This is a genomic window from Pseudomonas sp. RIT-PI-q (assembly GCF_001297125.1).
Lineage (GTDB): Bacteria > Pseudomonadota > Gammaproteobacteria > Pseudomonadales > Pseudomonadaceae > Aquipseudomonas.
Genome location: NZ_LHPC01000022.1, coordinates 1 through 13,781 on the forward strand (window position 1 = coordinate 1; position 13,781 = coordinate 13,781).

Consider the following 13,781-nt stretch of genomic DNA (forward strand, 5'->3'; position numbering starts at 1 on the left):
GGCGCTTGGGTGAAAGGAGGAGAGGCGAAATCTCCCACGGATCTGTACTGCGTCAACAGTCAGAATCGGGCTTTGTCCCTCCTCCTCCCTTCAAGTCCTACCATACAAGCGGGCTTGCCCGCGATGACGTCGGCTCAGGCACTATAAAACCCGGATCAGTCAGCCTCGTTCAAAATCAAACTCCGGTAATGCCCAGGATTGGACCCCGACCACTTGCGAAACGCCTTGTAGAACGAACTCGTATCAGCAAACCCCAACCGCGTAGCAATGTCGGCAAAACTAATGGCAGGCTCGGCCAGCCACACGATGGCCAATTCCTTGCGCACGCTGTCCTTGAGCCCTTGATACGTCTGCCCTTCCTCGGCCAGCCGTCGGCGCAAAGTCGACGCTGACATGCACAGTTTTTGCGCCAGGGCTTCGGTTTCCGGCCAGAGCTCGGCGGGCAGATGCCGCAAATCGTGCTTGATCCGGCTGGCCAGGCTCTCCGGGTCGCGGTATTTGACCAGAATGTTCGCCGGCGCATGGGCGAGGAAACGCTTGAGTTCCTCCTGACTGCGCTTGATCGGCAAATCCAGGCACTCGGCGGAGAAAATCATCCGCGTGCGTGGCCGGTCGAAACGCAGGTTCTCGGAGAACATCACTTGATAGTCGTCGCAAAAATCCGGCTTCGCACAGCGCAATTCGATGGCCAGGATCGGTATCCGCCGCCCCGCCAGCCAGCAGGCGACGCCGTGAACGATCATCCAGTAGGTGAAATACGTGAAGGCGCGACGTGGCTCCTGGTCGTCCTCCAGCAAGACGATTTCCGCCAGGCTTTGCTGGCGAACCAGTTGCGCCGGCAGGTGTTCCAGCATCAATGACAGGAAGCTCAGGCCCGAGGTCAGGCCGGCCGCCAGGCTCGGCTGGACCATGGAACAGCGACAGAGAAATTCCAGGCTGCCGGATTTGAGCTTGCGCGAATCCATGCCGAAAAACTCATCGTCCCCGCGTCGCGCCAGCAATCGCCACAGACGCGCATAAGCAGTGGCCGGGACGCGTGCATCGCTGCTTTCGAGCAGTAACGGGTCGATGCCGACCTTGCTCAACACCTCTACGGTGGCGGCTCCCGGGGCGCAGCTTTGCAACAGCGCTTCACGCACCAGTTGAATGGAGATGGTGTCTTTTTCCGACATTGAGCGAGGCAAACCCTGTTCTTGTTTGAGTGCTGGGCATATTAGCGCACAGCGACGTGGTTCCGTAGGAGCGAGGCTTGCCCGCGAAGAACGATGACGCGGTTTTACTGGAAACACTGCGTCATCGTTCTTCGCGGGCAAGCCTCGCTCCTACAGGGGACGGGGTGATCTTCAGGGTTGTTCAGGTTAGGTTCAGGTAAATGTCAATGCCTGACATTTGAGAATGAGTGTCATTATGTTACAAATTAGCACCCCATCTGATGACGCCACGGTGCTGAATGCTTGTCCCTTTTCTGATCATGCTGCGCGAAGGCATTGAAGCTGCGCTGATCGTTGGCATCATCGCCAGCTACCTCCAGCAGACCGGCCGTGGCCAGTGGATGCCTGCTGTGTGGATCGGCGTATTCCTCGCGGTCGCCCTGGCGCTGCTGGTCGGCGGTGGCCTGGAACTGGTCAGCGCTGAGTTCCCGCAGAAGCAACAGGAACTCTTCGAAGGCGTGGTCGGCCTGGTGGCCGTCGGCATCCTCAGCTCCATGGTGTTCTGGATGCGCAAGGTTGCGCGTTCGATCAAGCATTCGCTGCACGTTTCCCTCGACCACGCGCTGACCGGTTCCAGACATCAGGTGACCGCGCTGATCGCCATGGTGTTTTTCGCCGTCGCTCGCGAAGGCCTGGAAACCGTGTTCTTCCTGCTCGCGGTGTTCCAGCAAAGCGAAGGCCCGGCGGCACCGATCGGCGCCCTGCTCGGCCTGATCCTGGCGATCATCGTCGGCTTCCTGATCTACAGCGGCAGCATGCGCTTGAACCTCGGTGCGTTCTTCCGCTGGACCGGGTTGTTCATCCTGGTCGTCGCGGCCGGGATCCTCGCCAATTCCGTGCAAGCGCTGCATGAAGCCGGGGTCTGGAATCACCTGCAGACCGTGCTCTTCGACTTCAGCGCCGCGCTACCGATGGACGGCCCGCTCGGCTCGGTGCTGGCCGGAATGTTCGGTTACCAGGATGCGCCGACCGTCAGCACCCTCGGGGCGTATCTGATTTATCTGCTGGTGGCGTTGGTGATGTTCTTTCTCCCCGCGCCGCCTCCCCGTAGGAGCGAGCTCGCTCGCGATGATCGTTAACGATGACGCTGCAGGCCTGATGCGCAGTGGCGGGCTCGGGTTTCTCGCGAGCAAGCTCGCTCCTACAGGGGCCGTGTGCGTTGAAATTTTTCCAGTCAGTAAGGGCACCCATGCCAAATCAAGTCCCTCCCCAGGCTTCCCCTCCCCGTGCCTTGCGCTGGGCGGTGGCCGGCTCGGTGATCGTGATGATCGCCGCCGGTGGCCTGTTCTACTACGCCTCGAAAATGGCCGCGGCCAAGCGCCAGACCAACCATGACGAAGTGACAGTGACCATTCACCCGCACAGCTGCGAACCGAATGCCCTGACGGTGCCCGCCGGCCGTGCCGGTTTCCGCATCGTCAACCGCTCGGACCGTGCCGTTGAATGGGAAATCCTCGACGGCGTGCTGGTGCTCGAAGAACGGGAAAACATTGCGCCCGGCTTGAGTCAGGTGATCAACGCCAACCTGTTGCCCGGCGACTACGCCATCACCTGCGGCCTGCTGAGCAACCCGCGCGGCACCTTGCATGTCACCCCGACAGCGGCGTCTGATGCGGCGGCCAAGGCTATGCCTTCGATGGTGGCTTTTGTCGGCCCGTTGTCGGAGTTCCGCGTTTACCTCAGCACACAGAGCACCGCACTGATCAAAGCCGTGACCGCGCTTGAGCAAGCCATCGAAGCTGGTGACCTGAGCCAGGCCCAGGCGCTTTATGTGCCAGCCCGCGCGGCTTATCAACGCGTCGCGCCGGCCGCCCAGCGCCTGGCCGAACTGGACAACAGCATCAACGCCCGTGCCGATTATTTCGAGAAACGCGAGCAGGATCCGGACTTCGTCGGCTTCCACCGGATCGAATATGCACTGTTCCAGCAGCGCAATCTCGACGGCCTGGTGCCGGTTGCCCAGCGCCTTGTCGCCGACGTCACCACGCTGAAGCAGCAACTAATGGCCCAGTCTCTGCCGCCGGAGCAACTGGTGAGCATTCTGGTGCGCAACCTCAACACCCTCGGTGATGTCCGCGCCAGCAGCGGAGAAGAAGAACGCTACAGCCACACCGACCTGAATGGCTTCGCCGCCAACCTCTTCGCCACCCGCAAAGTGGTCGATCTGTTGCGGCCGCTGCTGACCAAGTCCGCCGCCGATTTGCTGCCGACCATCGACAGCGCTATCGCCGCCCTGGACGCCCAACTCAACGGTTTCAAAGTCAACGATGGCTACGCCAGCTACGACACGCTCAGCGCCGATCAGCGTAAACAGATCGCCGACAAGGCCAAGGTGCTGGCCGACGCACTCGATGGAATTGATCCCGCCCTTGGCCTTTCCGGCCTGTAAGCAGAAGACGACTTTTACATGAACGATTCAGAGCAGTTTTCAGCACAACGCCGTCGCGTATTGATGGGCATGGGAGCCGCTGGCGTCGCCCTGGCCGGTTCGGCACTGAGTTGCCCGGCCATGGCCGCCAGCCCCGCGCAAGTGACCGAAGCACCGAGCAGCGAAAAAACCGGCGACCGTCACGCGTTCCATGGCAAACACCAGACCGGCATCGTCACGCCGCGCCCGGCCTCGGGCATGCTGGTGTCCTTCGATGTGCTGGCCAGCGACCGCGAAGACCTGGAGCGCCTGTTCCGCACGCTCAACGAACGCATCGCGTTCCTGATGAAGGGCGGCCCGGTGGCTCAGGTCGATCCGAAACTGCCGCCGGTAGATTCGGGAATTCTTGGCCCGGTGGTGACGCCGGACAACCTGACCATCACGGTGTCGGTCGGTGAATCCTTGTTCGACGAACGCTTCGGCCTGGCCGACGTCAAGCCCAAGCGTTTGATCCGCATGGTCGGCTTCCCCAACGACGCACTGGAAGCCGATTGCTGCCATGGCGACCTCAGTCTGCAGTTCTGCTCCAACACCACCGACACCAACATCCATGCCCTGCGCGACATCGTGAAAAACCTGCCGGACTTGCTCCTGGTGCGCTGGAAACAGGAAGGCAGCGTGCCGCCTCAAGCCCCGGCGAAACCCGGCGTTCCGGCGCAGAGTGCGCGCAACTTCCTGGGCTTTCGCGACGGCTCGGCCAACCCCGATTCCAACGATGCCAAGACCATGGACAGCCTCGTCTGGGTCCAGCCCGGCAGCGACGAACCGGCCTGGGCGGCCAATGGCAGCTATCAGGCGGTGCGGATTATCCGCAACTTCGTCGAGCGCTGGGACCGTACGCCGCTGCAAGAGCAGGAAAGCATTCTCGGCCGGGTCAAAAGCACCGGCGCGCCCATGGGCGGCGAGCATGAAACCCAGGTGCCGGACTACGCCAAGGACCCGCACGGCAAGCTGACCAAACTCGACGCGCACATCCGCTTGGCCAACCCGCGCACCGCCGCCACCCAGGCCAACCTGATCCTGCGTCGGCCGTTCAACTACTCCAACGGCGTGAACAAGAATGGTCAACTCGACATGGGCTTGCTGTTCATCTGCTACCAGGCCGATTTGCACAAAGGCTTCATCGCCGTGCAGACCCGACTCAACGGCGAACCGCTGGAGGAATACCTCAAACCAGTCGGCGGTGGGTACTTCTTCACCCTGCCCGGTGTCACGGGCGACACGGACTTCATCGGTCGCTCACTGCTTGACGCTACACAACCTGCTGTTCAATCAAAAACAACTGCATAACACCCCACACGGAACCGTCCCATGAAAAAGTCGCCACTCGCTTTATTGCTGACCCTTGGCTTGCTCAACACCCCGTTTTCGGCGTTCGCGGCGACAGCGCCGCTGGATCTGGTGGGGCCGGTCTCGGACTACAAGATCTACGTCACCGAACAACTGGATGAGCTGGCCAGCCACACCCAACAGTTCACTGAAGCGGTGAAAAAAGGTGACCTGGCCACCGCGCAAAAGCTCTATGCACCGACCCGCGTCTACTATGAGTCGATCGAGCCGATTGCCGAGCTGTTCAGTGACCTCGACGCGTCCATCGACTCGCGTGTCGACGACCACGAAAAAGGCGTGAAAGCCGAAGACTTCACCGGCTTCCACCGCATCGAATACACGTTGTTCTCGGAAAAGAGCACCCAGGGCCTGGGCGAACTGGCCGACGGCCTGGACAAAGACGTCAAAGACTTGCAAAGCCGCGTGGCCGGCCTGACCTTCCCACCGGAAAAAGTCGTCGGCGGTGCCGCCGCGCTGCTGGAAGAAGTCGCTGCGACCAAGATCTCCGGGGAGGAAGATCGCTACAGCCACACCGACCTATATGACTTCCAGGGCAACATCGACGGCGCGAAGAAAATCGTCGACCTGTTCCGTCCGCAGATCCAGAAACAAGACGCGGCATTCATTGCCAAAGTCGACAAGAACTTCGCTTCAGTGAACAAGATCCTGGCCAAGTACAAAACCCAGGATGGCGGTTTCGAGACCTACGACAAGGTCAAGGAAAACGACCGCAAGGCGCTGGTCGGGCCGGTAAATACGTTGGCTGAGGATTTGTCGACGTTGCGTGGGAAATTGGGTTTGAACTGAGGTTTGGCAATACAACCGGCCTGCGACTGACATCAACAGTCAGTCGCAGGCTTTCCGCTTGGCGGATGGCATCTCCTCAAGGTTTTTCCAAGGACTCCTAAGCCGTCAGCACTATGAAGTTATCGAGTGCCCGGCCAATAGGGCTACCGGTTTTATCCAGCGCATACCATTTTCCATTGTCTCGAATGGCTGTTATCTCGGAACCGTCGACAGTACCGGAGACCTGATTGATAACAGTGTTCATCCGATTGGGTTGCACGGCACCAGCGGCTCCACTGGCAAAACCTCCAAACCATCCCCTGAGACGGTCCAGACTTGTCTGCAGACGTCCAATACCCGTTCCCGTCAATGTAAACATCCCACTCTTGCAGAGCTTGGCGAAACCGCCCACGGTTCTTGCGCCGCCTGCGACAAGGCCTGAAACCCCGTCCAGCGGGTTAACCAATGAAACCGTGGTCTGCCCGGCAAGTTTGATGACCTCAAAGGCCTTGGCTTTGATTGGAGTGATGGACTTCAACACTGTCGACAGTTTGCCCACACCACCGGCCACCGTGCTCAGGCTGGAAATCAGGTCTGTAAAACAACCGAAGGCACCGTTGATGAAACGCATCCGATCCCCCGACCGCAAATCTTCCGTACACCCCACGAACGGAATGAGCTGCAACAGGAAATTCGAGACTTTTTCCCGGTACGCCCGATTCTCTTCTTCGCTGGTGGAGCCTTTTGCTTTTTTTAATAAAAAGTCCCGCTCTCCTTGAAGAAGATTGTCGTTAATGACTCTGTCGACAATGTCCGAGGTCCTCTGTGAGAAGTAACTGTTCGGCACGGCCCCACGGATATTCACTTGCGCTGTGCTGGCGGGAAGGCTTCCACCCAGTTCTTCGATAATCAGCTTGTTTGATTTAGCACCGTCTATCGGCTCGGAACCTTTTGCATAGGCATCAAAGTCAAACCGCAATTCGGTTCCACGTTGTATGTCAGCGTTGACCGACCCTCTTCCGCTCACGTTGACCTTTTTGATTTTCATTTTGCCATTTAGCGGCAAGTCATCCGGTAAATCCGTGCGTTTGATGATTAACATCCGCCCAGGAAACACTTCGAAGTAGCTGACTTTTCTCCGCTCGCCGTCCTGGTATTCAGTGCGCAATAGCGTTCCTTGGCGACCGCGAAAATCTGCCCGGTCCGTTGATGTTTCATCTTCTTTAAGCTTCCCCGTTTCTTCGCGCAACGTAAAAAACCTTACTTCCCCAAATTCAAGGCTCTGACGATCTTCCAGCGGCAAGGTCGCAATCAGGGATTTGGTCGCGGTAATGAAACTTTGCTTTCGTGCATTAAAAAAATCATCCACGGATTTATTGAAAGCGACCTCTAGAGACCCCTCCTTGGGCCAGCCGGAGTCAAAGTCCATATTCGTCTTCTGTACACCACACATTTCCCAACTTCCAGAAGTATAGTCGTTCATATAAGCATCGATGATCGATATCGTGTCCCCCTTATACTCTGTGCCTTTGTCTTCGTGCTGCCGAGGCCCGAGTATTATTTCCTCGATGGGGACCTGAACTACCGCCGGCAGGGATTGCATTTCCGACTCTGCCTCCGTTAGTGCCTTGAATGTTTCTGGAAAGGCAATCCGAAGCTCTAGAGCTGCAACTTCCCTACGCGTATGCAGTTCGAGCTTAAATCCATTCAGCGCCTCAGAAAGATACTTTCTTTGAGTCGCAAAATTCAGCGCTGCTGTCTCGTAGTCCTGGGAAGAGTAAGCGCAATCTGCACGACGTTGTATAACGCCATTCATGACGGCCCATATAATTGAAATATCGGCGGCAAGGCTCTTGAACAACAGTTCCTGCTCGGATGTCGTGGGTTCAAGCAGCGCAAGCGTCATCAACTGGTCAGGGGTCATAATTCTCGAACACCCGGGAGCCAGAACCTCAGCAATGGCGATCCCCAGGCTCAGGGCCATCCAGGCCGCACTGCCCACCTGAATGCCCTCATTGAGATCCTGCGCGAGAAACTCTGGGGCGACATCTGCCAGAAACAAATGCGCAATCAGCGGTGCCGCCAGCGAACTTACGCCCTTGTGTTCGATCAGGTGCTGTTCAATCTCTGTCCGTACCACCGTGAGATCACGCCCCAGGTTTTCTGCCTGGTAAACGTCGTAACCTGCGATGACTCCGGGTTTACCGCAGGCGTCGGGATCGACCACCAGTTTGATCGCCGCCAGCAACAATTTTTGATAGTGCTCGGGCGCAGCCGTTTGCCCGGAACCATACCAGTTCAGTTCCTGGAGCAATTGCTGCCCCCAGGAATCGGCTTGGTCCTTTGCAAACATCTTGCTCAACAACTCATCGGCATTGTTGCGCCTGAATTCAACGGATGTACCGGGCAACAAGTCAGCGCCCAATTCATCAATAATCGAGCTGCCATCGAGCAAAAAATCGTTCGCCTCATAATTGATTTTCGCTCGTTCGGCCGCAGTTAGTCGTACCGGTGACGGGGAGTTCGCCAGCAACTCAGCACCGTAGTCGCCCAGTGGGGTTGCCTGTGGTAATGAAGCTTGTAGCCATCGGATGATGTTGCGGACTTCACCCGCGGTGGTTACAGCGCCAAATCCACTGAAAGACAATATTTGTTTAAAGTCGAAGCGCAATGGAGCGTACAGCGCATTGCCCGTATCACTGACCCTGCTCAGCAAGTTGTTGAACGGTGCAACCAATGAGCGTTGGCGGGTGACCAGGGCCGTCAAATCATGCCATTTTGGAGCATGAACCAAGACCTCGATTTTGTTTTCACTAATCCTGACAGGCAAGGAGTTGAAGTCGATGCGTTCGCGCCCAGAAAGCGCAATCATTTCCGGCAGCGCGAAAAAATCATTCAAATGACGAACAATGGCCAAGCTCTTGTGCGCCAGCGGAGAGTCACTGGCACTTTCACTGTAGTGATCGGACAACGAGAGGTTTCCGTTGTCAGCCTGATCCTTCACCAAACTACCCAATTCATTGATCAGCGTTTCTCGTGCCTTCGCCTCTCTGATCGACTCCTTGGCGCATTGGCATTCTTTATCCAGCTCGACCTTTTCATCGGCAGTGATCTCAGGCCATCCCTGCAGTTTCAGGCGGCTGGCAAGTGCACTGGCTTCCTCGTCTGAAGTCGGCGGCACCACCCCATAAAAATCCAGCATTACGTTACACGGAACAAGTTTCCGATCATCACTCACATACGGTAAACCGAAGTTACCCGGATCAAGCACTTGCCGGGCGGCTAGAACTTGCGCTGATACCCGCCACCATCCTGAGTTATCCCATACGGTAAACGTTTCTGTGGTGCTCACGCCGTTAAGGGTAACGTTGGCTGATATAGAGCATTCTTGAATGTTCAATGTACTCAGTGTCACGCCCTTGGCTTCGAACCATGCAAGCACTTTTGGATCGTTCAAGGCTTGTTTGTAGAGATCCAATGGCTTGTCAATCAAGCTGCCTGGCGTGGCAAGTAAAGGAATATTTTGATTGGCCTCCAATTGTCCGAGCATGAGTGCTTGTAGCGCTCGATCCGCCGGTGCAGTGACATCTGAATCACTCGTGAGGTCGGGCACCCTGGCCGCGCGTTCTTCAGCACGCGTCGTGTGCGGGTTCGATGGAACGCGCTGTAGGTGACGTGGGCTGCTTTGGGTGCCCGAGAGCGACCTGGACACACGGGTTTGTGCTAGAGGATTACGTTCGGATTGAGAGGATGCGATGAAAGAGGTGGTGCTTGCAGCGGCAGATGACGTGACCATCTTTTCAAATTCCTTTTACATGAGTGCATGGCGTCAGCCTAAAACGCACACCTGAAAGGAACTATAAAATTACGCTCTGCCGCTAATGACCCCTGTGCCTGGTTCTCTCGGGCCCTACCCCGTATACGTTTACAAAATCCGATAAAGCAAACGTTCAATCCGCACCCGACTGACGCGCCGGAGAAACTTGGCCACCGCCGCCGGATAATCCAGGAGCGTTTCCAGGTCCTGATAACGCTCGATGCGGCTGGTGTGCTGGAAAATCTGCGCCAGTTCGGTCCGGCGCGGTTCCAGCAGTTCGCCTTTGGGGTCATCGAGCAGCAAGGCGTTTTCCAGGTCGAGACGAAAGGCGCGCGGATTGAGGTTGTTGCCGGTCAGCAAGGTGTAGCGCTGATCGATCCACATGCCTTTGAGGTGATAGGTATTGTCGCCGTCTTTCCACAGGTGCAGGTTCAACTGCCCGCTTTCGATGCTGCGATGATGACGCTTGGCGAAGCGCCGCAAGCTGATCTCATAGAGATACGGCAGTGCCGCGATCACCTTGAACGGTTCACTGGGCGGAATGTAGAAGTCGTTGGCGGTCTTGTCGCCGACGATGATGTCGATTTTCACACCTCGCGCCAGCGCCCGGTTGATTTCCCGGGTCACCGCCAGCGGCAGGTTGAAGTACGGGGTGCAGATCGTCAGTTGATGCTGGGCACTGGCGATCAGTTCGCCAATCACCCGGCTCAACGGGTTGTTCTTGCACACGCCGAGTAACGGACTGACCGACAGACCACTCTTGTCGGTGGTGCCCGTTGTGGTGTCGTAGGCCGCGTACTTGAGGCGGCTGCGCAGGTCGCCAATGTCGTTGCGCAGGCTGCGGGTGGTCGGCGGGTTCGGCAAGTCGAGACGATGCACCGCCTTGGAGGTAATCAGACCATGCTGAACCAGGTGATGCATCGAATCGGCCAGCGCGCGGTTCTGCAGCAGGTGATAACGGTCATAGCGGTACTTGTCGAACTTGTGCAGATAGACGTTGTTCAGGCTCGCGCCGCTGTAGATCACGCAGTCGTCGATCACAAAGCCTTTGAGATGCAACACGCCGAACAATTCGCGAGTCTGTACCGGAACGCCGTACACCGGGACTTCACTGGCATGCGTGCGGGTCATTTCCTGATACCAGGCCGAATTGCCCGGCTGCTTGCCGGCGCCGATCAAGCCGCGTTGGGCACGCAACCAGTCAACGATCACTACCACGTCCAGTTCAGGGCGTGCCAGTTTGGCCGCGTGCAAGGCATCGAGGATTTCCTGGCCGGCCTCATCCTGTTGCAGATAGAGCGCAACGATGTAGATGCGCCGGGTTGCGCTGGCGATTTTTTCCAGCAGGCAACGACGAAACCCGGCAGCGCCAGACAGGATGGTGACGGCATCGGCGGTCAGCGGAAAACTGCGCAGTTTAGGCAGCAGAGGGCGTTTGAAAAGCGACGGCATAGGGCTCGCAAAGGGTCGAATCCGAAGAACCCGAGAGCTTACACCATGGATTGCTTTGGGTCTTGTAGCTGTCCGCTCCGGCCCCATCGCGGGCAAGCCCGCTCCCACAAGGATAGCGCTGTACCTGTGGGAGCGGGCTTGCTCGCGAAGGCAATTTAACAGGCGCTACAAATATCTACTTGACCAAGGAGAACGACCGTTCTACTGTTAGCCACATGAACAAAATTACTAGCAACGACACACGCGACATCATTCTGGATGTCACCGAAAAGTTGATCTATAAAAGTGGCATCGCCGCCACCGGCATGGACCTCCTGGTGAAAACCGCCGGCGTCTCCAGAAAGAGTATTTACCGCTACTTCACCAACAAGGAGGAGCTCACCGTCGCGGCCCTGCAACGCCGCGATGTGCGCTGGATGCACTGGTACAGAAGCGCCGTCGACCAGGCCGAAACCCCGGCCGACCGGCTGCTCAACCTGTTTACCGTGCTCAAGGCCTGGTTCGCCTCCGAAGGCTTCCGTGGCTGCGCATTCATCAACACCAGCGGCGAAACCGGCGACCCGCAAGACCCGGTTCGCCTGGTCGCCAAAGAGCATAAACAGAAGCTGCTCGACTACCTGCGCGAGCTGTGTACCGAACAGGGCGCTGAAGATCCGGAAACGCTGGCCAAACAGCTGCTGATCCTGATTGACGGTGCCATAACCGTGGCGCTTGTAATGGGTGATCTCAGTGCTGCCGATAATGCGCAATGCATGGCGCGAAAGTTATTGGACCTGTAATAACTTGACCAAGCCCGACAATGTGCTTGAACTTTAATTTGAGAGGGAGACTGTCAATGTCTAACGCTGAAGTTCGTCCACCACTGCCGCCATTCACTCGTGAATCGGCTATTGAAAAAATCCGCCTGGCCGAAGACGGCTGGAATTCACGCGACCCGGAACGGGTGTCGCTGGCCTACACCCTGGACACCAAATGGCGTAATCGCGCGGAATTCGCCTACAACCGCGAAGAAGCCAAAGGTTTCCTCACCCGTAAATGGGCGAAAGAGCTGGACTACCGGCTGATCAAGGAACTGTGGGCGTTCACCGGTAACCGCATCGCCGTGCGTTATGCCTACGAATGGCACGACGATTCGGGCAACTGGTTCCGTTCCTACGGCAACGAGAACTGGGAGTTTGACGAGAACGGTTTGATGGCCAACCGGTTTGCCTGCATCAACGACCTGCCGATCAAGGAAAGCGAGCGCAAGTTCCACTGGCCGCTGGGGCGTCGCCCGGATGATCATCCGGGCCTGTCCGACCTGGGCCTGTAAACACCGCCCCTTGTAGGAGCTGGCTCGCCAGCGAAGGCGCCCGCACATTCAACAACGATGGCGAGATAGCCTTCGCCGGCAAGCCGGCTCCTACAGGTTTTTGCGGTGCTTAGGCTACGGCGGTTTGTTTCTGAACGGCCTTGGCTTCCAGCTCACGCACCAGCGGCAAGACCCGCTTGCCGAAGTATTCCACTTCTTCCTGAAAGTGCAGGAACCCCGCCAGCACCAGGTCCACGCCCACCGCTTTGAGCGCCACGATCCTTTCGGCAATCTGCTGCGGCGTGCCGATCAGGTTGGTCTTGAAACCGTCGTTGTACTGCACCAGGTCCTCGAACGTGGACTTCGCCCAGTTACCCTCACCTTCCGGCGACGACCTGCCCGCCTGCTTCGCCGCATCGCCAAAGGCATTCACCGCTTCCGGATCGGCCTGATCGATAATCTGCGCCAGCACCGCGTGGGCTTCTTCTTCGGTGTCGCGAGCAATGACAAACGCGTTCACGCCCACCTTCACCGAATGATTGTTCACTGCAGCCTTGGCGCGGATGTCATCGACCTGAGCCTTGATGCCTTCCGGGGTGTTGCCGTTGGTGAAGTACCAGTCCGAGACCCGCGCTGCCATGTCCCGGGCTGCGCGGGAACTGCCACCCTGGAAGATTTCTGGCTGACCCAGCGGTTTCGGTTTGAGGCTGTAGTTGTCGAAGCGGTAGAAGTCACCGCGAAAGGTGAAGTTGTCCTGGGACCAGATGCCCTTCAATGAGCGGATGAACTCTTCGGAACGGCGATAGCGCTCGTCGTGCTCAAGCCAGTGTTCGCCGATGGCCTGGAACTCACCCTTGAACCAGCCGCTGACGATGTTCCCGGCCACCCGGCCGTTAGTCAGTTGATCGATGGTCGCCAGTTGCTTGGCCGCCAGCGCCGGTTGCCACGGACCTGGCAGAATCGCGGCGATCACTTTCAATTTCGTAGTCGCGGCCAGCAGCGCATGGCTGAAGGCGACCGATTCATGCTGGTATTCGGCACCGTAACCGGCGGTGAAGCGGATCTGGGTCAGGGCGTATTCAAACCCTGCCTCTTCGGCCAGTTGTGCCAGTTTGCGGTTGTAGTCGATGCCCCAGTGGGTGCGTTGCTCGATCTTGCTGACCACCAGCCCGCCGCTGACGTTCGGAACCCAGTAGGCAAATTTGACGGCTTGCTGACTCATTGGCGTGTCCTCTGGACGTATGGGAAGTCTTTGGACAAGAGCAGCAACCGTGCCAGCGCTGAGTCGGGCGTGTGACACGAGTATTTGAAACCGACTGAGAACCCTGTGGGAGCGGGCTTGCCCGCGAAAGCGGTGTGCCAGCCAATACATATGTTGAATGTAAAACCGCTATCGCGAGCAAGCCCGCTCCCACATTTTATTCGTGCGTGTCTGAGGCAATTTGCTGCTGTGCTGTTGGCGCAGCA

At 57.8% G+C, this 13,781-nt stretch carries 10 protein-coding genes; 6 read left to right on the top strand and 4 right to left on the bottom strand.

Features of this window, described 5'->3' with window-relative positions; translation table 11 throughout:
* Positions 1-155: 155 nt before the first annotated feature.
* Entirely contained in the window at positions 156-1,172 is a 1,017-nt protein-coding gene (locus AEQ67_RS08415; protein WP_059403422.1) for an AraC family transcriptional regulator, read from the bottom strand.
* A 278-nt stretch (positions 1,173-1,450) separates the two neighbouring features.
* On the opposite strand from AEQ67_RS08415, the gene efeU reads away from it, so the two are divergent.
* From efeU to efeO (AEQ67_RS08435), 4 genes are all read left to right on the top strand, one after another.
* Positions 1,451-2,290, top strand: coding sequence for an iron uptake transporter permease EfeU (gene efeU, locus AEQ67_RS08420; RefSeq protein WP_059403423.1), 840 nt, complete (start codon positions 1,451-1,453; stop codon positions 2,288-2,290).
* A 110-nt stretch (positions 2,291-2,400) separates the two neighbouring features.
* On the top strand, positions 2,401-3,600 hold the full coding sequence (gene efeO, locus AEQ67_RS08425) for an iron uptake system protein EfeO (RefSeq protein WP_059403424.1): 1,200 nt from the start codon (positions 2,401-2,403) through the stop codon (positions 3,598-3,600).
* Between the two features lie 18 nt (positions 3,601-3,618).
* A complete protein-coding gene (gene efeB, locus AEQ67_RS08430; protein WP_059403425.1) occupies positions 3,619-4,929 on the top strand; it encodes an iron uptake transporter deferrochelatase/peroxidase subunit in 1,311 nt (436 codons plus the stop codon).
* A gap of 21 nt (positions 4,930-4,950) precedes the next feature.
* Positions 4,951-5,775: an iron uptake system protein EfeO gene (gene efeO / locus AEQ67_RS08435; protein WP_059403426.1), complete on the top strand. Its 825-nt coding sequence runs from the start codon at positions 4,951-4,953 to the stop codon at positions 5,773-5,775.
* Between the two features lie 97 nt (positions 5,776-5,872).
* Here the strand turns inward: efeO (AEQ67_RS08435) and AEQ67_RS08440 are convergent, their stop codons facing one another.
* Together AEQ67_RS08440 and pssA are read right to left on the bottom strand one after the other, a co-directional pair.
* The gene (locus AEQ67_RS08440; RefSeq protein WP_152974817.1) at positions 5,873-9,550 is read right to left on the bottom strand and encodes a hypothetical protein; all 3,678 of its coding nucleotides are present in this window, start codon (positions 9,548-9,550) and stop codon (positions 5,873-5,875) included.
* 129 nt (positions 9,551-9,679) lie between these two features.
* Positions 9,680-11,023, bottom strand: a complete 1,344-nt coding sequence (gene pssA, locus AEQ67_RS08445) for a CDP-diacylglycerol--serine O-phosphatidyltransferase (protein ID WP_059403428.1) — start codon at positions 11,021-11,023, stop codon at positions 9,680-9,682.
* Positions 11,024-11,238: 215 nt separating this feature from the next.
* On the opposite strand from pssA, the gene AEQ67_RS08450 reads away from it, so the two are divergent.
* Positions 11,239-11,802 carry a TetR/AcrR family transcriptional regulator gene (locus tag AEQ67_RS08450; RefSeq protein WP_059403429.1) on the top strand — a complete coding sequence of 188 codons (564 nt, stop codon included), beginning with the start codon at positions 11,239-11,241 and terminating at the stop codon, positions 11,800-11,802.
* Positions 11,803-11,858: 56 nt separating this feature from the next.
* Complete coding sequence (locus tag AEQ67_RS08455) at positions 11,859-12,335, top strand: nuclear transport factor 2 family protein (protein WP_059403430.1); 477 nt, start codon at positions 11,859-11,861, stop codon at positions 12,333-12,335.
* A 109-nt stretch (positions 12,336-12,444) separates the two neighbouring features.
* On the opposite strand, the gene sfnG is transcribed toward AEQ67_RS08455, so the two are convergent.
* The gene (gene sfnG / locus AEQ67_RS08460; protein WP_059403431.1) at positions 12,445-13,536 is read right to left on the bottom strand and encodes a dimethylsulfone monooxygenase SfnG; all 1,092 of its coding nucleotides are present in this window, start codon (positions 13,534-13,536) and stop codon (positions 12,445-12,447) included.
* Positions 13,537-13,781: the final 245 nt, after the last annotated feature.

Coding starts and splice junctions, on each gene's coding strand:
- AEQ67_RS08415 (WP_059403422.1), bottom strand. CDS start 1,172: ATGTCGGAAAAAGACACCATCTCCATTCAACTGGTGCGTGAAGCGCTG.
- efeU (WP_059403423.1), top strand. CDS start 1,451: ATGCTTGTCCCTTTTCTGATCATGCTGCGCGAAGGCATTGAAGCTGCG.
- efeO (WP_059403424.1), top strand. CDS start 2,401: ATGCCAAATCAAGTCCCTCCCCAGGCTTCCCCTCCCCGTGCCTTGCGC.
- efeB (WP_059403425.1), top strand. CDS start 3,619: ATGAACGATTCAGAGCAGTTTTCAGCACAACGCCGTCGCGTATTGATG.
- efeO (WP_059403426.1), top strand. CDS start 4,951: ATGAAAAAGTCGCCACTCGCTTTATTGCTGACCCTTGGCTTGCTCAAC.
- AEQ67_RS08440 (WP_152974817.1), bottom strand. CDS start 9,550: ATGGTCACGTCATCTGCCGCTGCAAGCACCACCTCTTTCATCGCATCC.
- pssA (WP_059403428.1), bottom strand. CDS start 11,023: ATGCCGTCGCTTTTCAAACGCCCTCTGCTGCCTAAACTGCGCAGTTTT.
- AEQ67_RS08450 (WP_059403429.1), top strand. CDS start 11,239: ATGAACAAAATTACTAGCAACGACACACGCGACATCATTCTGGATGTC.
- AEQ67_RS08455 (WP_059403430.1), top strand. CDS start 11,859: ATGTCTAACGCTGAAGTTCGTCCACCACTGCCGCCATTCACTCGTGAA.
- sfnG (WP_059403431.1), bottom strand. CDS start 13,536: ATGAGTCAGCAAGCCGTCAAATTTGCCTACTGGGTTCCGAACGTCAGC.